At 45.4% G+C, this 26,805-nt stretch carries 19 protein-coding genes and 1 other annotated feature; of the genes, 3 read left to right on the top strand and 16 right to left on the bottom strand.

The window, feature by feature from the left end:
• Positions 1-85: 85 nt before the first annotated feature.
• From NLBNIHML_RS00640 to NLBNIHML_RS00625, 4 genes are all read right to left on the bottom strand, one after another.
• Positions 86-1,855 carry an ABC transporter ATP-binding protein gene (locus NLBNIHML_RS00640; protein ID WP_494353510.1) on the bottom strand — a complete coding sequence of 590 codons (1,770 nt, stop codon included), beginning with the start codon at positions 1,853-1,855 and terminating at the stop codon, positions 86-88.
• Positions 1,852-3,597, bottom strand: coding sequence for an ABC transporter ATP-binding protein (locus NLBNIHML_RS00635; RefSeq protein ID WP_494353509.1), 1,746 nt, complete (start codon positions 3,595-3,597; stop codon positions 1,852-1,854). Before NLBNIHML_RS00635 ends, NLBNIHML_RS00640 begins: the two co-directional genes overlap by 4 nt.
• A gap of 137 nt (positions 3,598-3,734) precedes the next feature.
• Positions 3,735-4,466 carry a Stf0 family sulfotransferase gene (locus NLBNIHML_RS00630; RefSeq protein WP_494353508.1) on the bottom strand — a complete coding sequence of 244 codons (732 nt, stop codon included), beginning with the start codon at positions 4,464-4,466 and terminating at the stop codon, positions 3,735-3,737.
• Between the two features lie 443 nt (positions 4,467-4,909).
• Entirely contained in the window at positions 4,910-6,145 is a 1,236-nt protein-coding gene (locus NLBNIHML_RS00625) for an MDR family MFS transporter (RefSeq protein ID WP_339242305.1), read from the bottom strand.
• A 329-nt stretch (positions 6,146-6,474) separates the two neighbouring features.
• Here NLBNIHML_RS00625 and NLBNIHML_RS00620 point away from each other — a divergent pair, with 329 nt between their 5' ends.
• A complete protein-coding gene (locus tag NLBNIHML_RS00620; protein WP_494353507.1) occupies positions 6,475-8,241 on the top strand; it encodes an ABC transporter substrate-binding protein in 1,767 nt (588 codons plus the stop codon).
• A gap of 139 nt (positions 8,242-8,380) precedes the next feature.
• On the opposite strand, the gene NLBNIHML_RS00615 is transcribed toward NLBNIHML_RS00620, so the two are convergent.
• The 5 genes from NLBNIHML_RS00615 to NLBNIHML_RS00595 form a co-directional block, all read right to left on the bottom strand.
• Positions 8,381-11,008 carry a PAS domain S-box protein gene (locus NLBNIHML_RS00615; RefSeq protein WP_494353506.1) on the bottom strand — a complete coding sequence of 876 codons (2,628 nt, stop codon included), beginning with the start codon at positions 11,006-11,008 and terminating at the stop codon, positions 8,381-8,383.
• Positions 11,009-11,278: 270 nt separating this feature from the next.
• Positions 11,279-13,660, bottom strand: a complete 2,382-nt coding sequence (locus tag NLBNIHML_RS00610) for a polyprenyl synthetase family protein (RefSeq protein WP_494353505.1) — start codon at positions 13,658-13,660, stop codon at positions 11,279-11,281.
• A gap of 186 nt (positions 13,661-13,846) precedes the next feature.
• A complete protein-coding gene (locus NLBNIHML_RS00605; RefSeq protein WP_494353504.1) occupies positions 13,847-14,644 on the bottom strand; it encodes a sulfite exporter TauE/SafE family protein in 798 nt (265 codons plus the stop codon).
• A gap of 489 nt (positions 14,645-15,133) precedes the next feature.
• On the bottom strand, positions 15,134-15,889 hold the full coding sequence (locus NLBNIHML_RS00600; RefSeq protein WP_494353503.1) for an SDR family NAD(P)-dependent oxidoreductase: 756 nt from the start codon (positions 15,887-15,889) through the stop codon (positions 15,134-15,136).
• Positions 15,890-16,107: 218 nt separating this feature from the next.
• Entirely contained in the window at positions 16,108-16,578 is a 471-nt protein-coding gene (locus tag NLBNIHML_RS00595) for a DUF6376 family protein (protein ID WP_494353502.1), read from the bottom strand.
• 141 nt (positions 16,579-16,719) lie between these two features.
• Between NLBNIHML_RS00595 and NLBNIHML_RS00590 the strand changes: the two genes are divergently transcribed.
• Positions 16,720-17,688: a bile acid:sodium symporter family protein gene (locus tag NLBNIHML_RS00590; protein ID WP_047842786.1), complete on the top strand. Its 969-nt coding sequence runs from the start codon at positions 16,720-16,722 to the stop codon at positions 17,686-17,688.
• Positions 17,689-17,809: 121 nt separating this feature from the next.
• Here the strand turns inward: NLBNIHML_RS00590 and NLBNIHML_RS00585 are convergent, their stop codons facing one another.
• Positions 17,810-18,661, bottom strand: coding sequence for an aldo/keto reductase (locus NLBNIHML_RS00585; RefSeq protein ID WP_494353501.1), 852 nt, complete (start codon positions 18,659-18,661; stop codon positions 17,810-17,812).
• A 173-nt stretch (positions 18,662-18,834) separates the two neighbouring features.
• On the opposite strand from NLBNIHML_RS00585, the gene NLBNIHML_RS00580 reads away from it, so the two are divergent.
• Positions 18,835-19,329 (top strand): MerR family transcriptional regulator, encoded by a 495-nt coding sequence (locus NLBNIHML_RS00580; protein WP_494353500.1) that lies wholly within the window; start codon positions 18,835-18,837, stop codon positions 19,327-19,329.
• Positions 19,330-19,496: 167 nt separating this feature from the next.
• Here the strand turns inward: NLBNIHML_RS00580 and asd are convergent, their stop codons facing one another.
• The 6 genes from asd to NLBNIHML_RS00550 form a co-directional block, all read right to left on the bottom strand.
• Positions 19,497-20,582: an aspartate-semialdehyde dehydrogenase gene (asd, locus tag NLBNIHML_RS00575; protein WP_339260880.1), complete on the bottom strand. Its 1,086-nt coding sequence runs from the start codon at positions 20,580-20,582 to the stop codon at positions 19,497-19,499.
• Positions 20,583-20,699: 117 nt separating this feature from the next.
• Positions 20,700-20,975, bottom strand: a binding site (T-box leader).
• A 78-nt stretch (positions 20,976-21,053) separates the two neighbouring features.
• Complete coding sequence (locus tag NLBNIHML_RS00570; RefSeq protein ID WP_494353499.1) at positions 21,054-21,899, bottom strand: class I SAM-dependent methyltransferase; 846 nt, start codon at positions 21,897-21,899, stop codon at positions 21,054-21,056.
• A gap of 151 nt (positions 21,900-22,050) precedes the next feature.
• Complete coding sequence (galU, locus tag NLBNIHML_RS00565) at positions 22,051-22,923, bottom strand: UTP--glucose-1-phosphate uridylyltransferase GalU (protein ID WP_494353498.1); 873 nt, start codon at positions 22,921-22,923, stop codon at positions 22,051-22,053.
• 57 nt (positions 22,924-22,980) lie between these two features.
• Positions 22,981-23,373, bottom strand: a complete 393-nt coding sequence (locus NLBNIHML_RS00560; RefSeq protein ID WP_494353497.1) for a GtrA family protein — start codon at positions 23,371-23,373, stop codon at positions 22,981-22,983.
• Positions 23,366-24,352, bottom strand: a complete 987-nt coding sequence (locus NLBNIHML_RS00555; RefSeq protein WP_494353496.1) for a glycosyltransferase family 2 protein — start codon at positions 24,350-24,352, stop codon at positions 23,366-23,368. Before NLBNIHML_RS00555 ends, NLBNIHML_RS00560 begins: the two co-directional genes overlap by 8 nt.
• A gap of 51 nt (positions 24,353-24,403) precedes the next feature.
• Entirely contained in the window at positions 24,404-26,587 is a 2,184-nt protein-coding gene (locus NLBNIHML_RS00550) for an ArnT family glycosyltransferase (protein WP_494354648.1), read from the bottom strand.
• Between the last annotated feature and the right edge of the window lie 218 nt (positions 26,588-26,805).

The following is a 26,805-nucleotide window of genomic DNA, read 5'->3' as shown; positions in this document are numbered from 1 at the left end:
AAAAGCCATACAGACTATACTCTTTCAAGGAGTAAACGTCTGTAAGGCTTTTTTGGTTTTTATTGGCTTTTCTAATTTATTAAAACTATCCTACTTTAGCGGGAGTTTGTTCGCCTTGCCACAGCAGTTGCATCTCTTCATTGGTAGCAAGCAATTCAGCCAAGCTTCCCTCCGCTTCAATGCGTCCATCTTTCATCACGATAATATGATCTGCTTTGGAGAGCGCTGCCCTGCGGTGAGAAACCGCGATGCAGGTGACATCCGGCTCTTGGAACAACCCTTCCCATACTTGTTGTTCGGTCTCCACATCCAGTGCACTGGACAAATCGTCAAAGATAAATAAATCCGCCTCCGTCATTAACATGCGCCCTGTAGCCGCCCGTTGAATCTGCCCGCCTGACAGCATCACCCCTCTTGGACCAACCGGGGTCTCAAGCCCCTGATCCAGATGGTTGATGTCCTTCTCCATCACAGCCAGACGAATGGCTTTCTCCAGCGCTTGCTCCATGTTACCTTGTTTACCCTGGACGATATTTTCTTTCAACGTATCACTGAACAGTCTTGGCACTTGTGGGGTATACGCTGCTCTAGGCGGCATCAGGAACGTGGCTGGATCAACAGCTGCTCCATTCCAGTGAATGTCCCCTTTTTGCTTGGGTAACAGTCCAAGAAGTGTGCGTACAAGTGTTGATTTACCTGACCCGATCCGTCCCGTAATGACCAGAAATTGTCCGCGTTTCAGACGGAAACTGATCTCTTCTATGCCATTTGCAGAATTCGGGTATTGATACGTCAGATTCTTCACCTCAAGCGATTGCAATTTCTCCTTGGGATCTCTCTGTTCACTTACAAGCGCTGGCGGATCTTCATACAGGTAGATTTCTCTCGAATCCATGATCTGGTCTTCTTCCCCTGGGCGAAATAGCTTGCGCAAACGATCATAGGATACCTTAAGCCTTTTGTGCTGAAACACCATATAACCAAACAGTGAAATGCTAAATCCGATATTAGCCAGATAACTGGTGAATAAAGCAAAATCACCTACGGTAAAGTTCCCTGCTTTCATCTCAGCTGCACACATCATTAGAATCAGCCCGGTGCAGATACTGAGCACATGCTGATTCATTGATCTCATCCACTGTTTGAACAGATTGTCCCGGAGTGCAGCCTGACGACGATCCTCATTCAACTGGTTAAAACGTGAAGAGACGTTCTCTTCCGCCTGACCCAGTTTCAGGGCTTGCACAGCTCCAAACGTTTCCGCAATAAAACTGGTAATTCGCCCAGTCGCTTCGCGGTTAACCTGTGCATATTTCCGGGCCCGATTCCCCGACAGGTTATTAAGTAAGGTCACGACCACCAATGGCAGCACGGCAACCAATGTGATCTGCCAATTAATGTTCGCCATAATGACGATGGACACAACAGCAAATACAAGTCGTCCCCAGAAGTCCACCCATGATTCTACATACTCGACGACTTCATCCACATCATCCCGAAAACGACTCATCGCTTCCCCTGGTGAAGCCGGAAGATTACGGCCCGGCCAGCGCATGATCGCTGCGAGCATGTTGGTACGCAAAATCGCCTGAACATGATACAGATACGTAACCCATGCATAGAAGGCTACAAAGAATGTGCCCACCCGAGCCATTCGGACCAAAGCAATAAAGATAAGCGGCACAGCAAGCCACATATAGTCATTTGACCCCACTGTTGTGCGATCAAAAAACCACTGCATCCCAATACCAATGGCTAACGGCAAGGAATGAAATATACACCATAACAATCCGTTGATTACAAATAACAAAGGCCTGAATCGAAACAAACGGCCTATAAATTCTGCTACAGTCATGCCAATTCCTCCTCTCGGCCTGTAATGAGCAGTCTGGCATAATGAGATGCCGGGTTACTGGCAAGTTCTTCTCTCGCTCCAAATTCCAGTACCTTGCCATCCCCCAGCACCATAATCCGGTCAACTTTCTCCAGTGTAGCCAGTCGGTGAGCAATGATGACTCCTGTGGATTGTTTCATTAACTGGTCAATTGCAGATTGCAGCATGCCTTCTGTCGCAGCATCCAGACGTGAGGAAGGCTCATCCAGAATGACCAGACTTGGTTCGGTCAGGAATACGCGGGTTAGGGCAAATAACTGTGCTTCCCCTGCCGATAACGAAGCTCCACCTGCTGCCAGATACGTATCGAGTCCTTCTGGTTGTGAATTAATCCATTGGCTAAGCCCAAGGCGATCCGTCGTTTCCCTGATCATATGATCCGATACATCCCCATTGAACAAGGTCAGATTGTCACGCAGCGTGCCATCAAACAACTGCACATCCTGTGTCACCATACCCACCCGGCGATAGAGCGCTTGTAATGAAAGCTTCGTGATATCCGTTCCACCTACACGGATCGTTCCCCGATCCAGATTGTACAATCGGAGAAGAACACGACTAAGACTCGATTTGCCGCTTCCTGTGCGACCGATGATTCCCAGACGTTCTCCAGGTCTAATGGCAAAATTAATGTCCTGCAATACCGGTTTATCCTGGTTATAGCTGAAATGTACCTGATTGAATTCCAATCCAAGCGGTCCTTCAGGCAATTGCTCCTCTCTCCCCTCTTCAATCACACTCTGCATGGATAGCAGCTCTCTGGAGCGCAGCATACCTGATTTTGCTTTTTGGAACTCCTGCACCTGATCTCCAAGCATCTCAATCGGATCATTCAGCATCTGCGTATATTGGTAGATTAGAAATAATGTTCCGATACTAATGAGACCTTCCATATAGTAATGCACACCCAACAATAACACCGCAGTGACCGCCAGAGCGAACAGAACTACTGTGGTATTCCATGGAATAACCCGAAGTAGCCAGGCTTTTCTCCCCTTACGGAATACTGTGCGCATCGTGCGGTAAAAGCGGTTCATCACATAGGGCACATGGCCATTCGCTTGCACATCTTCAATCCCGGCAATACGTTCTTCAATTAATCCAAACAGAGCGGCACTTGCCGCCCGTTCATTTTTGGAAGAGTCCACGCCCAGATTTCGGATGAAGACCATGAACAGGATCGATAACAATGTGAACACGGTCATGACCATAGCAATAGGCACATTGACGCTGAACATGAACCCGAGAATTCCGGCCAGCAGTACAAAACTCCCGATCACTTGCACGATAAACATTGCGAAAAAATTGGAGATACTCGTTACGTCACCATCCACACGTTCAATCATCTCTCCAGGTGTTTTCACATTATGAAAACGCATATCAAGACGCAGACAGTGCTTCAGCAGATCTCCACGAAGTTGATTCGTAGCCCGCCAGGCCACATCATTTCCCAGATAACTGACCGCTACCGTGATGTGTTGATTAAACACGGCCACAACCAGAAATATTCCTGCAAGCTGAATGAGATTGGTGAGCACTCCACCATTTGCCGCTGTATCGATAAATCGTTTGATAATCTGTGGATTCAATAGCTGAAGCCCCGTTGATGTCAGCAACATGAGTAAAAGTAAGGCCAGCCGTCCTTTGACTGGTTTTAAATAGCGCAGCAGCCAAGACATGGAGCGTTTCTCTGTTTTGGGCATAACCCCTCACTCCTTCGTATAACAATTCTTTTCTGTTCTAATGATTCAAACCATCTTTGTTCCTCACTAAGATGAATCATACATAATAACACTAAATGCAACATTTCCGACCCGTGGATGTATTTTTTCATGTGTGTTTACCATCTTACATTCTCCCATCCTCTCTGGCACTCTTCCCGAAATCGTTGGACCCATTGTTCAGAGATCTCATCTGCAATCGGGTCAAAGGAAGTGGCTGATACCGTAATACCGTCCGATTGAACACCCAAAAACGCTAACACATCCATGACGGTCCCCTCATAATCTTGTATAAAATCCTCATATACAATTGTCAGCGGTTCAATGCCTGATTCGGACAGAAAATCTTCGATTGCAGCTTCGCACATGTTACTCTCAACAAGCAAATGTTTAATCGCATCAAAGTTGTATTGATCTGCAATATCTTGTATGTGAGGGCGATCTCCATGCTTGCGATGCCACTCCCCCGAAACAATGGCTCTCCACCACGACACCGCCAATCTGACTTTGTTGCGACGTGTCATGTATATATGCTTGTTACAATTCGGAAACCCCGTACTCCATACCTCAGCTCGTGATAACACTGGTGGCAGATGATAGAGACTACGGAATGCATCAATCCATCGTTGTTCAAAATTAATCTTTATGCCAAACACGCCGTTTGACGTTGTCCCTTGGCTCCAAATCTGCTCCAGATCTTCAATCTTCAAATTTTCTGGACTTTTAAACTGATAATGCAGCCATTCGTTCGGATAACCGGCCACACCTGTAGAACTTAAAGCGTCACCCAACAGAGTACTGCCCGTGCGTTGGGAGAACCAAATGGTATAACTTTGCGCAGGTTGCTTCATAAGGTTACCTCTCTTTCTTCCCTTAAGGGTATGTTCATTGCCAAAAAGAAAAACAAATGCTCCTTTCCATGTGAACGGATTGGTGGGATGCATGCAAAAAAGCCATAGATGAACTAAAGTTCATCTACAGCTTATAACCGAAGGAATCCGGATGAAATGCAAGCATTTCCCGAATCTCCTCTGCATCGCAATAATGATGAGCGTCCACGACAGGGGTGCACAAACATGACTGTCCCAACGCGATCATTGCAAAAAAATCGGATTAATGTCACTATGCTTATGCGTATTCAGTTATTGATTCGAAATCTGTATAGGCATAAACATAATCATCATCCCACCCGTTTCACATATTTGTTGTTTATTGTATTCGCTGGTTTAACATCCGTCAAGATAATTTTAACTGAATTGTTATTTAATTCATGTCATTAATCTTTCAATTCCTGCTACATTCCCAATGATGTGGACTCCGTTTGCTTCTCTCTAACAACAAGGCGTCTATGTGCGATCAGAAGAAAAGGAACTCCCAGTGCAGTCGTCAGCGCAATCGGTACAAAGACAGCGAGTCCATTCTCCGCTCCAAATTGACTTAATAACACCCCTCCCATTACAGGAGCAATGACACTACCAATATTATTGAAGCCGATGGTCCCGAAATACGTTCCCTTCCATTCCGGCTTCGCAATCCGGTCGATGAGCATATCCATCATCGTGAACAATAATACTTCCCCAATGGTAAATAGTATGACACTCATCATCATCATGAGTACACCTTCAGCGATTCCAACCATCATCAGACTGGTTGCAACCAGCAGATTACCCACAATCAGAGGAACAAGCGGTGGAAAGTTTCGGAATGTTCGCACAAGCGGATACTGAATAATCAATACCGTCACGGCATTCAGGGAAAGCATGTACGAGAACATCTGGCTTCCATTTTCAAAGATCGGGCTCCTCGCCAAGTACTGTGCCAATGTAGAACTGAAGTGTCCGTAACCCAGAACACAAAATGTGGTACCGATCAATACTGGCAGAAACACCCGGTCGCGACCAGTGGTCATGAGTGCTTCACGCAAACGTGGTGCGGTTGCCTGATGACGCTCTGGCAAATTGGCATGCTGTAGCTTGAATTGCAGAAACAGTACAAGTCCATAGGCTATGTATACCAAGCCGGAAATCACAAACGGAAATGTCGATTCAGACGATCCCAGTTGAAATCCGATAATTGGCCCAAAGACCACGCCGAGATTAATCGCAGCATATCTGAGGTTGAACACCAGCAATTTGTTCTGCGGAGAAGTAATATCCGATAACAGGGCTCTGGAGGTAGGCTCGAATACTGCACGGCATAATCCGTTTAACGTATTGGCAACAAAGAACACCCATAGATGCTCTGCTGCTGAAAAAATGAAAAACACACCTGCCCAGCTAAATACCGAGATTAACATCACGATTTTGCGACCAATCCGGTCCGAAATATAACCGCCATAAAAGCTGACCATTACACCTGCCAGCGAGCTAACGGCCACAGTAATACCGGTCTGGGTCGGTGTAGCCTCTAGTACACGTGTCAGATAAATGGATAGAAACGGGATACTCATTGACGTGACAAGACGTCCAAACATGGTTCCGATAATGATGGTCCATGCCAAGGGGTGAATTTGCCTTAAATATTGCTTCATGCGAACTTCTCCTATTCATTCTAGATGCTTCAAAAGCGGACTTTTTGAACAACTTCTACTAATTCGTGTTCAAAAAGTTCGGTTTTCAGTACCGAGAAGATGGGATAAAGCTAGAAATGGAGTAGCGGAGCGTAGGGAAAACTACGTGAGCAACGGACATTTCGGCTGTATTCCATAATCGATGCTGATGATGCCTTTAGGCATCTTTCGTAATCAAAAGCGGACTTTTTGAACTACCTCTACTCATGTATAATTGTAAGGATAAAAGGGGGAAGTAAAAGTGTAAACATTTGATCACACTTTTCACCTTTAATAGAGGAGTTATGCACATGGATACTCTACATACACACTTTCTAAGGCTCGCCGGTTCCGAACAACTTTCATTCAAGCTCCATGAACCTGTAGCGGTAACCATTGATAGCCTGTCCGCTGCCTTGTGCTGCACCCCTCGTAATGTGAAGTTCATTATTAGAAAATTGGAGGAGCAAGGCTTCATCCACTGGCAACCCGGGCGTGGTCGTGGGCACCATTCGGAATTAACGTTGCTGCGTAGCATGAATGAAGCGCTGGAAGCGAGTTTTACCCAACTTCTCGCTAAAGACAAAATGAAAGATGCCATTGAACTCATCGGAACCATTCAGATGCATGATTCATTGCGAGAACAGCTCATGCTTTCCCTCCATCAACAGATGGGATTTCACAGCCACGACGAAACTTCCTCAGGTCAGGATATCCTGCGCATTATGAGGTCTCGCCAGTTAGGCGATTTGGATCCAGCCTTTGTGTATACTGCTTTTGAAACCTATCTGTTGAGCCAGGTCTGTAATACATTAATCACTTATGATGCCAAAAAAGAATCATTCCGCCCAGCATTGGCTCATATGTGGGAGTGCAGCGAGGACCACCGATTATGGACCTTCTATCTCAGGAAGGGTGTACGTTTTCACAACGGTCGTGTCATGACCTCCCGGGATGTGCAAGCAACGTTGCAACGATTAAAAGACGTGCATAGTCCGTCCATCTGGTTATATCGGGATATCGAACACGCGGAAGTAGCAGGTGATTACTGCATCAAGTTTGTTCTTCGTCGTCCTAATCGGTTCTTTTTGCATCTGTTCAGCTGTATTCGAATGACGATCCTGCCCTACGATTACAATGTAGCCAATACCTTAATTGGTACCGGTCCTTTCCTGATCTCTGAGCTGAATGAAGATGTATTGGAACTTACTGCATTTGATGCCTACTACGGCATTCGGCCACATCTGGATCAAGTCCATTTCTGGTTCGTACCTGACCTGAGTCCGAATGATCGTTATTATGAGCTACCAGGTACAGATCGATTGAGTCTCGCAACAGGCTTTGAACGGACCAACAGCATCAATTATCCGGCACTGGGTTGTCAGTATATGCTGTTTAATTTTCACAAAGAAGGCATCCATCATCAGCCTCTATTTCGACAAGCGCTTCGTATCGTCTATGATTCGGTCGCTCTTGTCAGAGATCTCGGTGGCAATCGGATCACACCAGCCAGCAGTTTCCTTCCCTGGAGAAGTGCAGCCCAAGACTGGACAGCGGTTTCTCTTGACCATGCTCGTGATTTGCTGCATGGCTGTGGATACCAGGGTGAGACGATAACTTTATCGTATAAGCAAAATAAGGATGCAGATGTTGCGGAGTGGTTCCAATGTCGTGCGCAGTCCATCGGAATAAACATCAGCATGCAGCCCGTTGTGGATTATTTCAACTCAGAGGAAACCACGAACGCACAATTGATCTTGGCTGAAGAGATACTGGAGGAAGATTGGCAGTACGGCATGATTCATTTTTTCAAAAACCTGTCCAACCATTTTCATATGTGTATGTCTCCTGCATTCCAGTCTCAACTGGATGACAAACTGGATCATTTCGCGAAGCTTCATCGGGAAGACCGTACAGTGCTCCTGGACGAAGCTGAAGCCTTGCTTCGTGATCAATGCTGGATCTTGCATGGGTGCCACATGAACAAGCAGGCTGAACTGGATCAAAGCATCTTCGGCATGCAGATAGCAGAATTCGGATATATGGACATCTCCAAATTGTGGATCAAAAATCCTTAGGGATATTCGTGAGCAGTTGCATCTATGGGATATAGGGGTGGACCAAAATCATGGAACAGCAAAAAAAGCCGCTAGTTTATTTGTGATAAGCTAACGGCTCTATTGCCAATCTATTTTTTAGTACAATTAGAAATTAGTTTCAAAGATTATGTTTGACGTAATAGGTTTCCAAGACTTGCATGATGGACTCGATTTTAATCGGTTTGCTGACGTACGCATCCATGCCTGCCTTCAAGCATTTATCCTTGTCTCCTCTTAACGCATTGGCAGTTACCGCAATAATATACGGACAACTCTCGGAGTGCAAAGAATTTTTAATCACTTTTGTCGCTTCGAATCCATTAAGCCTTGGCATATGCACATCCATGAAGATAATATCATATGAATTGTGTTTTACCGCTTCGACTACCTCAATACCGTCCGCCACACGATCCACAAAGTGTCCTTTTTTCTCCACAATTCTGCTAAGGACAAGCTGATTCACATCATTGTCTTCTGCGACTAATATTCGCAAGGCTGAGGTTCTGCTCTTCTTCTGCTGTTGATCCAAGCTGTTGCTTTCTTCACCATTATTTAATTTGAATTGGGCAGTAAATATAAATATTGTACCCGGTTGATCCGAATCCTCAATCCAAATCTCGCCCTGCATAAGCTCCACCAGTTTCTTGCTAATGGCTAGGCCAAGACCGGTACCTTGAGGTTTGCGGGTCATAAAATTCTCCAGTTGGTAGAAGGGTTCAAATAATTGTTGTCTCCTCTCAGCCGGAATCCCAATGCCCGAATCCTTTACCTGAAAATAAAGTTTCACGCTATTGCTAGACTGCTCCTTAACCCCAACTTTAATATCCACGCCGCCTTCTGAAGTGAATTTGACCGCGTTGCCAATGATATTGGTAAGCACCTGTTTCAGTCGATACGCATCACCATATACCGGAGTTGGTATGACATCTTCTACGCACATACGAACATCCAGTTTTTTTTCAATAGCCAGTGGTTTTACGATTTGTACCGTCTCGGTCACGATTTCTACGAGATCAAAAGGATCTTCTACCAGATCGGTTTTGCCTGACTCGATTTTGGAAAAATCAAGAATATCATTAATGATAGCCAGCAAGGAATCTCCACTCTTCTGAATGATTTCAATATATTCCTTTTGTTCCGCGCTAAGTCCAGGAGTATCCAATAGCAAATCCGTCATCCCAATTACACCATTCATAGGTGTGCGGATCTCGTGGCTCATCATCGCCAAAAATTCACTTTTGGCCTTATTCATTCTCTCCGCTGTTTCTTTGGCAACAAGCAGTTTCTTCTGCTCCATGATATCCTTCGCAATCAGGTAAAACCCGACATTGGATTTATTTACAATGATTGGAGCAAGCGTAGCCAAGACTTCGGTCTCAGAGCCATCGGTGTGCCTTACAGCGTTGATTTCCTTTTCAGCCATCTCATAATTACTGCCCAAGATCAGACCCAAGTTGTCGGCTCCGATAAATCTGCTTATGCTTGTGCCGATCATCTCAGCCACGGGACAGCCCGTCATGTTCACCGCTACGGGATTGGCATTCATAATATTACCATCCATGTTAAACGAGATAATGGCGTCATGATTGTATTTTTTAAGCGAAGTGTAGCGCTCCACAGATTCCTGTAATTTAAATTCGATGCGTTTGCGTTCAGTTATATCCTGTAGTGTCCCGTTTAGCTGGACTGGCTGATGATCCTCATCGAACGTAATCAATCCACGCAAGTGAAGATACTTCTCACTTCCATTCGTACTAATGTGCTTGTACTCGAAATCTAGCGCTTTCCCTTGTTTTACCCATTCCATTTGTTCGTATAAGGAGGCTTTATCCGCAGGATTAATCACATTAGCTATATCGCTTGCACGATATGATTTTCGTGTACGTTCGAATTCAAGAATCTCAAAAATCTGATCTGAAAGAGCGATCTGGTCATTGACCATATCCCATTCCCAACTGCCAATTAAGGCGATGCGTTCAGCCTCTGCACTGATGTCTTTATGTTTTTTCCGTTCGGATACATCTCGTCCAATTGAAAAAATCTGCATTCCATGCTCAGCATCACCAAAGACCTTGTATGTGGTTTCAAACCACAGATAATGCCCATCTTTATGACGGACCCTAGTATTCAACAGATTACCCTTGGTCAAGTCCATCTGTGAAATCCGTTCCAGATCTTGTGGATGAAAATATGCATCATTATTTTGACCAATTACTTGTTCTGGCGAATAACCCAGTAAACCTTGAACGGAGGGTGAGCAGAATCGACAAACACCCTGCTGATCGGCAATATAGATGATCTCCTGAGCATGATCTGTTATAAGTTTGAACATCTCTTCACTATGCAGAAGCTTTTGTTCAGACATTTTGCGGTCAGTAATATCAACAATATGGCAGATAAAGTAAATCGGTTCATCCGTAATTTCGCTACGAACTAATGTAACATGCAATGACGTCCATAAGATGTCACCATTTTTATGGATGTAACGCTTTTCGTATTGATTTTCTTTTATTTTACCCTCAAATAGGTCGTAACTACAGATCATATCGTGTGGTGAATCATCCGGATGTGTAATATCCTGATACGTAAGATTCATTAGTTCATCACTTGTGTAACCTAGCATACAGCAAAAAGCAGGGTTCACTTTCATCCATTGCCCTGTCGGAGCAACGAGTGCAATCCCAATAGGCGCTTGGTTGTAAATCTGCTCGAACAATTCATGATGATCGACCTTTTGAACCTGCATTGTAAGCTCTCCTTTTGGCATATAAACTCCATCTAAAGATTGTCGAAATCTAAGATTTTTCCTGATAAAAGATCTTCTATAATAATTAGTCGGTTTTAAAACAACAGTACCTGCTTAATACCCAGAATTTCAATCCTTGAAACAAAACTTTCCAAGAAATTTGTGTCTATGAAGGCAAACAAGGCCCGGAATCCATCCTATGGAATCCCGACCTTTGTCGTTATCTATCATTATAAGTCATATGCAGTAAGGCATCACGAGAAAAATGGTTTATCGCTCACGACCCACAAGATAATCCAAAAGATGTCTCAAAAATGGAATAGATTTCGGCAACTCGTTTAATGCATCTGTAGCAAGACAGTAATGTTCCCACATCTCTTTCTTCGCGCCTTCATCACCCAGGATGGACACAAAGGTTGAATTGTTGTTCCGCTCATCCTGACCTGCAGGTTTCCCAAGAATGAGGTGATTTCCCTCGTAATCCAGCAAGTCATCCTTGATCTGGAAGGCGATCCCCGCATGATAAGCGAACTTTTTCAGCGTTGCCATCTCCGGTTCCTTCACTTGAGCAAGTATGGCTGGCATGACCAGAGCAGCTTCGAAGGCAATGCCTGTTTTGTAAAAACAGATCATATTCAACTGCTCAAGCGTTAACACTTTGCCTTTGGAGTTCAGATCCATCGCTTGCCCCATACACATATCCTCAGCTTTTTCAGCCGAATATTGAATAAGAGTAAGTACGGTTGCTGCATCAAAGCGATTCAATGAGGATTGTTCTCCTATCGCCTTCTGAATGAGAAACAGACCCGTAAGCTCTGCTGTGGCGCTATTGTGTACCTGATGCAGTGTGGAACGTCCACGCCTTGTCGAAGCATTATCCTGCGTAGGCAGATCATCAAAGATCAGGGAAGCAGTATGCATGTACTCCAGCGATCGTAGCAGCGGAACAATAGATGATTCGGGTAGGCCATACTCGCGCACACCCATAACCCAGGTTAATATGGGGCGTAACCTCTTTCCGTCTCCCTGCAAGCTATAATTGGCTGCATCGATCAGCGTTTCTTTCATCTCATGAAGTCCACCGGGCTTCGCAATCTGCAACTCCACATTAATCTGTTCGCGAACTGTTCGAATGGTCTGCTTGAACTCCTCTTTCTCCTGCTTGTCATGTTTCAACTGAAGCACAACCTGATCCCGTAACAATTTATCGAGAAAATCAACGTCATCTGCTTTTCTCACCATCTGTTGAACCAGTTGATTGAATTCAGGCTGTCCCGAGGCAAAGATCGTCATTACTTCATCATATTTCTGCTGCCCCAACCGTTCTTTACAACGCTTCAGACCATTTATAGCCCGATCCAGGATGACCTCCCGGGTCTTGGCGTCCGAGTTGTATACATCGTGGATCAAGTGAGAGATGACTGCCCAATACAATTCATATGGATTAATCAGATCAGGGCGCAAATCACGATACTTCAAATAGTACGTATAAGGAGTTACAGCCCCTTCTTCCATATCGTCAAACATATCGGCAAAATCATCTGCCAGCTGATTATATATCCCGTAATAGAACGTCCGCAGATCAAATCCTTCATCCACTGGTGCACTGAGTACAGACCGGACAATTAATCGGGAAGACGAAGATTTAATAATAATTGGAATGTACAATTCTTCATTGGTATAATTCGCATTGGCTAATTTCTTGTTGCGATCCATCTCTTGAGACTGAAAGAAAACATAGGATTGCTCTAGGAACGTGCGTTGTTTCTCTGGGTGCTGGTAATTCTTGATGTACTCAAATGCTTCCCGAAGCTCGGAATGCACATATTCAATCACTTCAAGGTTAGCACCTTTCCATTCTCCGAGATCAGGTACAACCCCGGTAAGAAGTGCATCGCGTATCATCAGGGAATATTGTTCCTTTTCCTGAGCAGTCAAGGCTTGAGAATCCAGCAGGTCATCCACAAATGGATACGTCAAACCGTAGGAATAACCGAGTCTGATCGCCGCATCAAATCTTCGGGCCCGTTCCTCAGGTGGGGTCTGCTCGTTCATCTCATCGTCCACATGAAGAACCACGCCGAGAATAATTTTGATAAGCTTCCGCTGCGCCTGCTCTGCATCCAGCTCCTTCGGGATGTTGGATGCTACGTTCTTTAATTTGTTCATCACCCAGATGACAGCCGTTTCAATGTGCTCTTTCTGCCCCCACCGGTACAGCGCAGCCAGACTGATGTAATCGTGCTGTCCTTTGCGCCCAGCGGCAGAGCCCATAAAATATTTTTTGGTATTCTCGACAACGTGCTGAATTCGGGCCTGAGTATCTGGAGAATCAAGGGCTTGCCCCAGATCTCGCATATAGATATATGAAATACTCCGATCCAGGTAATCATCCAACTTTCCAGTCGTATTCAGCCAATGGATATATCTATGCACATCCCGGGGGTCGGGTTTTCGTTTACTTGGTGACAAAAGAGAAAGCCAGGCAAAACGATGAATATGTTTTTTTTGCCACATATGAATATCTTGGGTAAGTATAGTCGTATACGTATTATCCATAAGTTGCTGCCTAAGAGCAGTAAAATACTGAGATGCTTTCTGTTCAGCTAGCCGATATCCTGCATCAGCCTGTTCTGTAAGTACGTTATTCATAGGGTGGATACCTCAACTTCTATTAATGTTAAACATGTATCCATGAAAGGAGATGAGGTGCTCCATGGACGAAAACTGAACTCATTTGATGGTGTATCCAACGTGTCAGCTCATGTTCATAACCTTTATACGGTGATCCAACCGTTTGGTTACGAAATCGTCACTGTTCATTCTACGTACGTGATTTTAAAGAATGGAAGACCAGACTTTGACCGCTGTAATGGCGATAAGTACAATTAATGCATACCGAAGTATCCTCACATTGATCATCGAACTAACCTTAGAACCAATGGACGCCCCCAGCATGCTACCAATCACTGTATAGATAATGGGTTCCAGCGGAATGTCTCCACCCGTCAATTTCCCTATCACACCACCAATGGCCGAGATAAATACAATTGCCAGTGAAGATGCAATCGTCGTTCGCACGGGGATGTTAAGGATTGTCAGCATGATGGGAATAAGGATAAAAGCACCACCCGCACCCACAATTCCTGATACAATGCCTACTGCAAACGCAGTGCCTGCTGCTATCCATCGGTCGAACACCAAAGGAGCCGAGGTATCAAGCTTTCCTTTTCCGGGAATCAGCATGAGCACAATCGCCAGAATTGCCAAAATACCATAGATCAGATTAATAACCCTTCCATCCAAATGACCTGAGACGAACCCGCCAATCAGACTGCCAGCAAGAATGCTGGAGCCCATGTAGAGCACCAATCCGCGGTGAACAAATGCCCCACCACTTCTCCCCGCTTTTACTTTTCTCCGGAATGCAACAACACCGGCCAGTGAAGCGAAAAATACTTGAAACATACTAATCGACGATACCGCATGGGCTGAGAATGGCTCCAGTCCCATCCAGGATGGAACATATAACAGTAGCGGATAATTGATAATGGCTCCACCAATACCCAACAAACCGGAGAAAAATGAACCGACCAGACCGAGAATAAACATGATGATAAAAAGCTGAAGATCCATCGGTTATGCGCTTCCTTTCGTGCCAATATAAATTTCATTTCGATCCCCATCTAAAGTGCTATACAAGGCGAATATTATCCGTTATAATAAAAACCAAGTAAATTAATCCGAAATGAGTGATTAAGCATGTTTAACGTGTTGAAGACTCTTTTTGAAAATAAATGTCCACAGTGTAACGAAAAATTACAAGTTCATAATGATGCTTTGTGTTCAACCAAAAGCTGTTCTCAATGTCATTACAAAGAAGAGAGCTATGGCTCTCTTGGAGTTCGAATTGTATATGACACTACAAAATGATAAAAAGCTATAGCCTTGATAATTGTATCATGATCTCTGAATTTTCGGGATAATTCGACAAACTTATTTCCACCTCCTATGCCACGATTCCTTTATAATGAAATACAAAAACGGTGCAAAACGAATAAATCGTTTTGCACCGTTTTTTTCTGTTTATTTGAGGAGACGTTCCCTTCATCCTCGAAGGGTTACTTATTTGGTTTTGAAGCTGAGGAAACCATCATCTACTGCTACGGTTGTACCATTCATTGCACTTGCTGCATCACTGAACAGGAATGTAACCACACTGGCTACTTTCTCTGGCTGAATAAGTTCTCCACGCATATGTTGAGTAGCAAGTGCATCTTTCATGGCTTGGTCATCGCCAAGAATCGGTGTTTCGATAAAACCAGGCGCTACACCAACGACACGAATTCCATGCTCCGCAAGTTCCAATGCACCAGACTTGGACATCATTACAACAGCCGCCTTGGCTGCATTGTAGTTGAAGCTGCCTACTGCAGCAACACTTCCATAGATTGAAGCGGTATTAACAATGGTACCTTGTACATTTAATTCAACCATTTTTTTCGCGCCATAATACATCCCATAATATACACTGTGTTGATCTACATCAATGACTCTGTGATAGGATTCCGGGTCCATCTCCAGAAATGGCTTCACAAGTCCAATGCCTGCGTTATTGAAGATACCGCTTAACGTCCCGTATTGCTCAACTGTCCAGTCGATCAGGGATTTGATCTCGTCCCCTTTGGATACATCCACTTTATATGCGCCCGCTGTTCCGCCTGCTGCTTCAATCTCTGCCGCAAGCTTCTTCGCTCCGTCTTCATTATAGTCAGCGATAACAATAGTCGCACCTTGATCCGAAAGTTGAAGGGCTGTTTCTTTACCAATACCACTAGCTCCACCAGTAATAATGATTACTTTTCCATTGTGTTCAGTCATGATCCAATTCTCCTTTGTGGCAAAATATATCAAACCCTGGCTCATATTCATCTCGTGATTACTTGCTATAGTCTAGCTCCTGTGACATTAAATATGCATGAGTCAACGGAAAATAAAAAAAGCGAAGATATCAGAAATTCTATCCCTTCGATATCTCGCCCTTACAAAAAATGAAAATTCAAACTGAGTGGTCTCTACATATTGAAAATGAATTCAACTTATTCCCCCTGAAGTCCACTAAGCGGATCTTTCATGTTATTGATGTTGGTGATCAGTTCAGGAATGCCCGTCTTCTCCCAATTTCCCACCGTAAACCCTTGCTCTGTAATCGTATTCTCGAAATGGTCCACAACTTCCGTTAATTGCGTATTGTATCTGACCAGATTCTCATGAATGCTCTCACCGATCGCAGGAGCAGTCAGCTGAGAAAATTCGCTTGCTTCTGCTTGAATCAGATCGATTTTCTCCTGAATCTGAGTGGTTATCTCCGGATTGTTCACTGCACCTGATGCGAGCTCTTGCAGATCTGCGCCGGCGTTCGATACCTGTTCTATATAATCAGTAGCCCCACTAACATAATTTAAACTTTCATTGGCTTGCTCCACGACAGAACAGGCCGAAATCAAAAGAATACTTGATGCGATAAGGCCTGTCATCATTAATGTGTGCCTTCGTTTTCTTATAAACATGATCATCTCCCTTTCTCCTATTCTAAATCCTTGTTCCAAGTCCATGATACCTGTTTAGACTGTTTTATTGCAAATGGATCTGCAGCCAGCGTTATTAACATGTATAATAGTAAAATCACACGGTAAAGGGATGTCATGATAATGCTTCAAGCCTTGAACCAACGCTTGAACCGCATCATGCCACTGATTACCCCAATCAGCATTATTATTGGCGTGTTATGCGGGAGTTTCCTTTCTTCTTATACCTTTTTATCTCCTTGGCTCTTTGCGTTCATGACGTTCGCTGGAAGTATCAGTCTTGGGATACGGGATTTTGTCAATGTACTGAAGAAGCCGTTCCCCTTGTTTGTATGTCTGTTTATTTTGCATTTGGCGATGCCTCTAATTGCTCTCGGTATGGGTCATCTGGTGTTCCCTACAGATGCGTACACCATAACGGGTCTGGTTCTGGCAGCCGTTATACCAACTGGAATAAGCAGCTTCATCTGGGTCAGCATCTATCGGGGCAATATCGCACTTACGCTTTCCATCATCCTGATTGATACGATGCTTGCTCCTTTCGTCGTTCCCGGCGTATTATCTCTGTTGATTGGCACCAGTGTCACCCTGGATACAGCTGCCATGATGAGCAGTCTGTTCTGGATGATTGTAGTGCCATCCCTGCTCGGTATGCTTTTGAATGAGTGGACCAAAGGCGCCATTGTCCCGGTCTGGGGACCGAGATTGAATCCATTATCCAAATTGTTTATGGCATCCGTCGTTGCAATAAATGGATCTGTTGTTGCCCCCTACTTGGCCGATTTCAACTGGAAATTGGCTGGTCTTGCGGTCATCATTATTTTCCTGGCCTCTTTCGGTTATGCACTAAGTTACTTTATTGCTCGATTGTTGGGATGGAATGAGGCCGACCAGGTAGCTCTCGTGTTTAATGGAGGCATGCGTAATATCAGCGCAGGTGCAGTACTCGCTGTTTCGTATTTTCCGCCACCTGTTGCTGTCCCGGTTGTGCTCGGCATGGTATTCCAACAGATGCTTGCTTCCCTGACAGGTTATCTGCTCGGTCGTCGCTCTCAGCTTCTGCATAAGTCGGATAAGACATCTGCCGCCTAACAACATACTGGAATGTAAAAAACGCCGACATGATTGTCGGCGTTTTACATTGGATTGCTTTTATTACTAATATCGCTACGATACAGCTCCGCTTCGTAAATCTAGTCATTCGTTTCTGTCTTTACAAATCCACTTTCATATTACCTAGCATCTGGGCAACTTCAGGGTCGTCAATCTTAATGAATAGACTTTCCTTGGTATCCAGCGTGGAAATGGTTGCGATCTCTTCCGGACTCAGTACAAAATTGAAAATATCAAAGTTCTCGATAAGCCGCTCTTTGCGTACCGATTTTGGAATAATCACGATGTCTTGTTGCACAAGCCAGCGGAGTACAACCTGGGCGATGGATTTGTTATGTCTCCCGGCAATGGAAGCCAGCACTTCGTTGCTAAATAAATTGTTGCGACCTTCCGCAAACGGTGACCATGACTGGTGTTGTATGCCCTGTTCTTTCATAAAAGCAGCACTATCGACCTGCTGTTGAAACGGATGTGTTTCGATCTGATTGATGGCAGGCACAATTTCGTTATGAACAATAAGATCCATCAGACGGTCTGGCAGGAAGTTACTGACGCCTATTGCCTTGATCTTGCCCTCGCGGTACAGTTCTTCCATCGCACGCCAAGACCCGTAGTAGTCACCAAAAGGCATATGAATGAGGTACATATCCAGATAATCGAGCTGCAGCTTACTGAGCGATTTGGCAAACGCCAGCTTGGTACTTTCATATCCGGCATCCTGAATCCATAGCTTGGTCGTGATAAACAGTTCTTCCCGCGGTATGCCACTGCGCTTGATCGCGCGTCCAACTGCTTCTTCGTTCAGGTATCCGGCGGCCGTATCAATTAAGCGGTAACCTGCCTTCAATGCTTCATATACCGTGTTCTCGCATTCATCGGCATCAGGAACCTGGTAGACACCAAAGCCGATGATCGGCATTTTCACTCCATTATTTAAAGTTACAGTTTGCATATTAACGCCTCCTAAGGTTCTATTGTGAATCGCAAGTCTTCACGTATTGCTGAAATTCAGCAAAAAAAGCAGTTGTTCCACTTCCGTCCGACTTGCGTTACAATAACCCTAGCTCCTTCGTGTTACACGAAGTCAAGCGGTCTCCAATATATTTTTTACGAGGAGGGTTACATATGTATACGGTTCAGGATGCTGCCCAGCTTACAGGACTCACAGAGCACGCGGTACGCTTTTACACGGATAAAGGTTTGGTTCCAAGCATTCAACGCAATAAAAATAACATTCGGGTGTTTGATGAGGAATCCATCAACTGGCTGCATGGTGTCAAATGCCTCAAACAGACTGGCTTACCGATTGAGAACATTAAAACATACGTCGATCTCTGTCTTGAAGGGGATTCAACCGTTGCACAGCGATTCGCACTTATGATGGAATACAAGGAAGCAGCGCTGATTCAGCTTGAAGAAGCCAAGAGCCGGGTTGCTCATTTGGAAGAGAAAGCACGTCAATATCAAGCCATTTTGGAGCAACGCATCCCGGATATGACCAATCCTATTCATTGGGAAACCAAACGCGACGAAGAAGGCAGCTGTCCGGCTTCTCGGCTAAAGAGTCGTATTCTTCCTGAATCCGAAGCTTCGAGTCCGTGCCCGGCAGCTGCGCAGTAAATAACGCTGACAATCCTGTCGGCGTTTTTCACTTTACATATTTCATACCACTCCATGACTCCACTCCGTTTTCCGGATATAGCCCACAAAAAAAACCATCAACAAGTGATGGTTTTCATCTAATCATTCTTTGCAGAAATCTGTTGCTGTTCATGATTCTTTGATGCTTATTTCGGTTGAATGTATCCTTCGGCTTTGAGCAATTCAGCGATCAGAACCGCACCACCTGCCGCTCCGCGGAGCGTGTTGTGGGACAATCCAACGAATTTGTAATCATAGAGTGAATCTTCGCGCAGTCGGCCTGTCGATACACCCATTCCGCGTTCGATGTCACGATCCAGTTTTGTCTGTGGTCTGTTCTCTTCTTCAAAATACGTAATGAACTGTTTTGGTGCACTTGGCAGAGCCAGTTCCTGCGGACGACCTTTGAACTGCAACCAACGCTCCAGAATTTCGTCTTTGCTTGGTTTTTTCTCGAAGTTTACAAACACGGTAGCCAGATGCCCATCCGTTACCGGCACACGAATACATTGTGTGGTAATCAATGGAGCAGAAGCTTTGACGATCTGATTGTTCTCGATGCTACCCCAGATCCGGAGAGGTTCCTGTTCACTCTTCTCTTCCTCGCCACCGATGTATGGAATGACATTATCGAGCATATCCGGCCAGTCCGTAAAGTTTTTACCTGCTCCCGAGATGGCTTGATACGTGGAAGCAACGACCTGAGTCGGATTGAACTCACGCAAAGCGTGCAATGCTGGCACATAACTCTGAATCGAGCAGTTTGGTTTTACGGCAATGAATCCGGTTTTCGTACCCAGACGTTTGCGTTGAGCTTCAATCACGTCCAGATGTCCCGGGTTAATCTCAGGAATTACCATAGGTACATCTGCTGTCCAGCGGTGAGCGGAGTTGTTGGATACGACAGGTGTTCCTGTTTGGGCATAAGCCTCTTCGAGCGCTTGAATCTCATTCTTTTTCATATCAACCGCGCAGAAAATAAAATCAACCTGGCTGGCAAAAGCTTCGACCTGCGAAGCATCTTGAACCACGATTTTCTTCACCGCTTCCGGAATAGGAACTGCGAGTTTCCATCTGCCCTGTACGGATTCTTCATATGTTTTACCTGCCGAATTGGCGCTTGCAGAAATAGCTGTTACTTCAAACCATGGATGTTGATCGAGCAGGTCTACAAAACGCTGACCTACCATTCCCGTTCCACCGACGATACCAACTTTCAATTTTGCTGACATTCAATCATCATTTCCTTTCGGTGTGAGTTTCCTCTTATTAAACACTATTCAGGCAATTCCAAAGCGTGTAGTCACAGCCCCGAAAAAACCAAAAAATCCCATCCCCAAGACAATAGTCTCAGGGACGAGATTGAACTCTCGTGGTACCACCCAGATTCGCTGATATGTCACCATATCCGCCTCTTCAAGTAAAGGTTACACAACCATGTTGCTGTTGTATACCTTCCTACTCTAGCTCTGTAACAGGAGCGCCTGTCACACCATCCCTTAATGCTAAGTTCCGATGTGCTGCTCTGAGTCTTTATTCAATAAAAAGTTCTTTACTCCTTTTCAGCTGCCGGAGCTCTCTTTGAAAGAATCGTTTTTATCTACTCGTCTCTTCGTCGCATTTGATATTGCGATTATAATATCAAAATTACCGTGATGAAGTAAACATATTTTTTTGGCTATTAAAATTTATTCGTGATTTCCTTACTGTTTGTTGGCAATAATGGCATACGTCCCCAGTGGACTCCCAGGGCCCAACGCATGATGTGTTCTGAGTAATTTCAGTTCGGAAAGAAGAAGTGTTTTTACTTTGTCAGGGATCGGAAGCCGTTTTAGTTCCTCAGGCGCTTCTGCCAGTGTCATTTCAGTTTCCCAGCGACCGTCCTGCAGTTCGGAAGAATGGATCGAAATCTCTTCCTTCATCATCCAGCCTGACGCAGTGACAAGCTCCTGAATATCCTCCGGTGTAAAAAGCGTACGCACATTGGAGAAGCTGTTCTCCTTGTAACATTCAACCTGGGACTGAATGAGAACGGATAACCAATGCGAGAGCTGGCTCACATCTGTTACTCGTGCATCCCATTCGGCAAAACATAAGTGATGTCCCCACGTCCTAACCTTGCTAAGAATCCGGGCGAGTTCGTCAAACGATTTCAAGTACCAGGAACAATGGGATAGTACAATCACATCAAACTCATTCTCGGCAAATTGAACCTCATTACTTAGAATGTCGAACTCATAATCCATTCGAATTCGGTCACCCAGCGGAGATCTCCGCAGCTTGGCTGCCGCTTCACCTACGGTCAACGGTGAACCATAATCCTCTGGTGCAATATCTACACCATGAACGTACCCATGCTCCCCCACCAGGTGTGCAAGTACGGCTGTTGTATCTCCCTGACCACACCCGATTTCCAGCACACGGTTACCTTTCTGTATTCCCCAAAAGTGTCCCAGTTTCATCCGATGCTCGGTCTGAATGTACTGAATGGCGGCGTTGTCCTCGACGTCCATATACTTAATAAGGTCCCTGATGATAGTCTCATTCATGATTCCTCACTCCTCCAAGAGCAACTTGAACTTCTTGCTCATTGTAGCGTTACTGGAAACATTGTACAATGCTGGATTCGATGAAAGAACCATGGACGAAGGAAAGGCTATCTTGTTGCAGCAGATGTGGGCCTCTGCTTCATATCAATGCCTATACCCACTGGGTTGCAAGCTTTTGAAGATAGGGTGTCAGCATGGGCTGTAATTCCTTGCGCATCAATCCGATCTCCAAGATCGCCTGAATATATCCGAATTGATCGCCAATATCGTAGCGACGTCCTTTCAGTTCAAGAGCTAACAACTCCTCCACCTGACTTATTTCTTTCAAGGCATCCGTTAACTGGTATTCCCCTCCGGCCCCTCTCTCGATCTGATCCAGAATGGGAAAGACGGAAGGTTTCAGAATATATCTTCCCATTACAGCTGTTCGGGATGGTGCTTCTGCAAGGGAAGGTTTTTCGACCAGATTGGTGACTCGGTGAACCCGGTCCTCTGCACCAGCCGAATCAATAATGCCATATTTGCTCACATGTGCCGCGTCTACCTGACGGACACCGATGATCTGGCTGCCTGTCTTTTCATAGAGATGAACCATCTGGGCAAGTGCAGGCGGATCAGACACCATAATGTCATCGCCGAGCAGTACTGCGAAGGCATCATCTCCTACAAACTGCCGTGCACATCCAATGGCATGCCCCAGACCCAGCGGTTCCTTTTGACGAATAAAATGAATATTGGCCATCTCGCTGATCGCTTGCACCTCTTCCAGTAAAGACTGTTTGCCCTTGGCATATAAAGAATGTTCAAGTTCAACCGATTTATCAAAATGGTCTTCTATGGATTTTTTGTTACGTCCAGTCACAATGAGGATATTCTCAATGCCTGACTGCACTGCTTCTTCAACAATGTATTGGATAGCCGGTTTATCCACGATGGGCAACATCTCTTTAGGCTGTGCCTTCGTTGCTGGCAGGAAACGGGTTCCGAGACCCGCTGCCGGAATAACTGCTTTTTTAATGCGCATTTCATCATACACTCCTTTCATTTGCTGCGTATAACTAATATTTCATACTGCACGCAGCTAAGCTCCTATACGAAACACCCAATATCTACTAGCCATATAGTTCAGGACCATTCCCATTAATGTCGCCAGGATCTTGCTCATCACGAGACTCCATCCCAACACATCGTGCAATGTCATCAGAATGAGGGCGGATAATGCAAGAACGATGAGATTGGTGATTAGAAAACGAATAAGTTTCGCTCTATCGTTACCCCCTCGCGTCGCATCTCGAAAAGTCCACCTGCCGTTCAGCCAATAGCTGTTGGCAACACCGCAGCTGTACGAGACTCCTTGAGCAATCAGAATCGGCATACCGACCAGTGCGAGTATAGCAAACACCGCCGCATCCACTGCGGTATTCGCAACGCCCACAATACCAAACTTGAAGATTGTTACCAGACGCTTAGTCATGATGAGCAACTCGGGCTGTCAATCGGGATTGCACTTGCTGACTCTCGGCCTGAACCACGTCTCTTACAATGTATAGTGGACGTGCCTTGGTCTCATCATAGATTCGGCCAACGTACTCGCCCAGAATGCCCAGCATAATCAGGATGAATCCGTTAAACATCAGCATGATACTCACAATGGATGGCCACCCTTTAATCGTAGAATCCGTAAAGATGGCTGAACCAATAACCGTTAACATGTAGATGAATCCGCCTACCGACAGGATCGCACCTACATATCCGGCCAGCTTGAGCGGTTTATGCGAAAATGACGTAATGCCATCCAGGCTCAGCTTCAGCATGCGTTTCAGCGGATATTTCGTTTCACCTGCCAGACGTTCATCCCGTTCATATTCAATAGCCGTCTGACGAAATCCGACCCAACTGACCAACCCGCGCACAAATCGGTTTTTCTCCGGAAGACGTTTCATTTCATCACATACTTTGCGGTCAATGAGGCGAAAATCTCCGGTGTCTACCGGGATATCCGTATCCGTGGAGGCACGAAGTACACGGTAGAACAGACTGGCAGACCATTTCTTGAAGCGAGTTTCCCCACTGCGTCTGGTGCGTCGGGCATATACGACTTCATAACCCTCTTTCCATTTGGCGATCATATCCAGTATCAGTTCGGGAGGGTCCTGTAGATCCGCATCAATAATCACCACCGCATCCCCCACTGCATAATCCATACCCGCTGTTATCGCAATCTGATGTCCGAAGTTACGGGCAAAATCAATCAGTTTCACACTCTCGTCCCAACGAGCGTAATCACGGATCATCTGTGCGCTTCGATCCACGCTGCCATCATTGATAAACAACAGTTCATAGCTCTCTCCTGTGCTGCCCATGACCTTCTTCAGACGCCGATAAGTCTCCTCAATCACCGCTTCCTCGTTATACATAGGAATAATAATGCTGTATCGGTACGCGTGAGCCATGTTCGTCCCCTCCCTTTTCCAACGGACTTCGTTCGAGATTTTCATTACAGTTTATAATTTCACTTCGTACAAGGTCGTCTGTCCGCTAAATCCGAACCCGAATCCAAATCCGAGTCCAGCTTCATTCTCTGTATCTCCATTATTCATGGACGCGCTGTCCGTGCCTGTCTTCCATTCTGAAGTTGGAATCTCGGTTCCATGTTCTTTGATCCAATCGGTAATTTCCGAGTTTCCTCCACGGCCACCCATGCCACCAACCATGAAATATTTCACTTGCCCGCTCTTGACGAGTTCCTCAAGTTCCTCTGTGGTGTACACCGGGTCTGATCCGGAGAAACCGCCAAGCGTAATCACTGCTGCTTTCTCATCGATGATATAAGGCGCTGCCTGATTATAGTCCGTAGTGGCGAAGAGATACGTTTCGCCCGTATTGTGCTCTTTCAGATAATTCAATGTGGCTGTATCCACTTCTTCGTTACGGTTACCCATTCCACCTCGGCCACCCGTTGCAGGCATTTCTGTATCTCCTGCACCGTTACCCATCGGCATGCCCATTCCGGCTCGACCAAACATGCTATTCGAACCCGTAGGTCCTGCTGCCGGAATCATACTGTTGCCACCATAAGTAATTGGGGTGAATGCCCAATAGATTGGACCAATCAGCATCACCATGAATCCCGCGATAATGAAGCCCTGTTTCCATCGATGTGTGCGATGAAGCATAACGACCAGAATGACCGTAACCAGAATGCCTGCGATTAATTCACTAATCGACCATCCTGCACCAATCGTATCGTTATACACCTGCATGATATACCAGCCGAACAGCGTCGTAAGCAGTATGGACACTGGAAGCAACCACGCCTGCCATCCGGTGCGATCACGATATAACTTCCACATCGCTACAAATCCTGCGCCAGTCAGCGCTGCAATTGGAGGTGCAAGCATAATCAGATAATATTGATGGAAGAACCCTGCCACACTGAAAAAGGCAGCAACCGGCAGCAGCCAGGTCAACCAGAATAAGGCCTCCTTGTGCTTATTGGTTATATTTCTCCGTCTTAACCCTGCAAATATGGCAATGCACCCAATCAGCACAACTGGCAATAGCCAACTTGCCTGACCTGACAGTTCAGTCTGGAAGAGACGCAAAGGACCTTTCTCCCCCGTACCAAACATGCCTCCCATGCCTCCGCCACCATTACCGCCAAAATTTCTTCCGTTTGGCATTTCCATATCATTTGGCATCTGTCCGTTCGGGAAATTGCCATTCAGCCCATTCATGCCGCCCATGGCGTTCCTGCCGTTTGAAGCATTTGAATTATCGGTATCCGGTGCATTGGCATCTCGTCCAGCGCCAGGAACACCACTATCCGTCTGATTAGGAACTGAAGACACGTCCCCTTGATTGCCACGATTATTTCCCTGTCCGATCCCATTTGGCATACCAGCGTTACCTGAAGTATTCTGCTGACCCGTTAGACGAGCCAGGCCGTTGTATCCAAATGCCAGTTCCATGACCGAGTTCGTTTCACTGCTGCCGATATAAGGACGCTCTTCTTCGGGTATGGAATCCACAGTGACGGCCCAGGATAAGGAAACGACCGCCAGAACCGCTGTACTGCCGATCATCAGGATGATCTTCCTTCTCCATTTCGCCTGAAATGCGAGCAAATAGAACAAATAAAAAGCCGGGAGAATCATGTAGGCTTGAAGCATTTTCATATTAAAGGCTAAGCCGATTAACCCAAAGGCAACCAGTATGCGCCAAGCACTGTTTTGTTTGCTGCCTTTGAACAAAAACCATGAACCCAGCAGTAGTGTAAACACCAGCATGCTGTCAATATTGTTGGTCCGGCTGACTGCCGCCACGACAGGCACAGTCGCCATTGCAAGCGCCGAGATCCGTGCTGCTGCAAGACCGTATGTAGGTTTCACCATGAAATAGATCAGGAGCACCGAACCGATTCCCGCTAATACCTGTGGCAAAATAACACTCCATCCGTGCAATCCGAAGACATAGGCAAAAGCCGTCTGAATCCAGAAGACCACAGGTGGTTTATCTACAGTGACGGAGCCTGCCGAGTCTAGTGAAGCATAGAAAAAGTTATGGAAGTTGCTGAGCATACTACCAACGGCAGTCGTATAGTAGGAATTGGCATATTGATCGTTCCAGATACCGTATCCATTCAAAAACGCCGCCAGTAATACAATTGGCAGAAGGACAAAATCCATCCTTCTTTTGGTGTTATTCAATGTTAATCACTCCTTCAAAGTTCTTCATGTCTACTATTCTGACATGCCAAAATAAAACTGGGATGAGTGTCCGCTGAATGTTGTCTGAGGATAATTCATAATCCTTTCAGCTAAATTTCAGTTTAGCAAGCGATAATACAACATATAGTCCCTATCACTTGAGGGAGAATTAAGATGGAAGCAAGCAAGGAGGAACC

The organism is Paenibacillus sp. JNU01, from assembly GCF_059130585.1.
Note: the sequence above shows the minus strand (reverse complement) of the source record. Positions and strands in the feature narration are given on the sequence as shown.

Coding starts and splice junctions, on each gene's coding strand:
- NLBNIHML_RS00605 (WP_494353504.1), bottom strand. CDS start 14,644: ATGGATCTTCAGCTTTTTATCATCATGTTTATTCTCGGTCTGGTCGGT.
- NLBNIHML_RS00615 (WP_494353506.1), bottom strand. CDS start 11,008: ATGCAGGTTCAAAAGGTCGATCATCATGAATTGTTCGAGCAGATTTAC.
- NLBNIHML_RS00585 (WP_494353501.1), bottom strand. CDS start 18,661: ATGCAAACTGTAACTTTAAATAATGGAGTGAAAATGCCGATCATCGGC.
- asd (WP_339260880.1), bottom strand. CDS start 20,582: ATGTCAGCAAAATTGAAAGTTGGTATCGTCGGTGGAACGGGAATGGTA.
- NLBNIHML_RS00595 (WP_494353502.1), bottom strand. CDS start 16,578: ATGTTTATAAGAAAACGAAGGCACACATTAATGATGACAGGCCTTATC.
- NLBNIHML_RS00625 (WP_339242305.1), bottom strand. CDS start 6,145: ATGAAGCAATATTTAAGGCAAATTCACCCCTTGGCATGGACCATCATT.
- NLBNIHML_RS00640 (WP_494353510.1), bottom strand. CDS start 1,855: ATGACTGTAGCAGAATTTATAGGCCGTTTGTTTCGATTCAGGCCTTTG.
- NLBNIHML_RS00630 (WP_494353508.1), bottom strand. CDS start 4,466: ATGAAGCAACCTGCGCAAAGTTATACCATTTGGTTCTCCCAACGCACG.
- NLBNIHML_RS00550 (WP_494354648.1), bottom strand. CDS start 26,587: ATGGATTTTGTCCTTCTGCCAATTGTATTACTGGCGGCGTTTTTGAAT.
- NLBNIHML_RS00570 (WP_494353499.1), bottom strand. CDS start 21,899: ATGAATGAGACTATCATCAGGGACCTTATTAAGTATATGGACGTCGAG.
- NLBNIHML_RS00620 (WP_494353507.1), top strand. CDS start 6,475: ATGGATACTCTACATACACACTTTCTAAGGCTCGCCGGTTCCGAACAA.
- NLBNIHML_RS00600 (WP_494353503.1), bottom strand. CDS start 15,889: ATGACTGAACACAATGGAAAAGTAATCATTATTACTGGTGGAGCTAGT.
- NLBNIHML_RS00555 (WP_494353496.1), bottom strand. CDS start 24,352: ATGGCTCACGCGTACCGATACAGCATTATTATTCCTATGTATAACGAG.
- NLBNIHML_RS00560 (WP_494353497.1), bottom strand. CDS start 23,373: ATGACTAAGCGTCTGGTAACAATCTTCAAGTTTGGTATTGTGGGCGTT.
- NLBNIHML_RS00590 (WP_047842786.1), top strand. CDS start 16,720: ATGCTTCAAGCCTTGAACCAACGCTTGAACCGCATCATGCCACTGATT.
- NLBNIHML_RS00635 (WP_494353509.1), bottom strand. CDS start 3,597: ATGCCCAAAACAGAGAAACGCTCCATGTCTTGGCTGCTGCGCTATTTA.
- NLBNIHML_RS00580 (WP_494353500.1), top strand. CDS start 18,835: ATGTATACGGTTCAGGATGCTGCCCAGCTTACAGGACTCACAGAGCAC.
- galU (WP_494353498.1), bottom strand. CDS start 22,923: ATGCGCATTAAAAAAGCAGTTATTCCGGCAGCGGGTCTCGGAACCCGT.
- NLBNIHML_RS00610 (WP_494353505.1), bottom strand. CDS start 13,660: ATGAATAACGTACTTACAGAACAGGCTGATGCAGGATATCGGCTAGCT.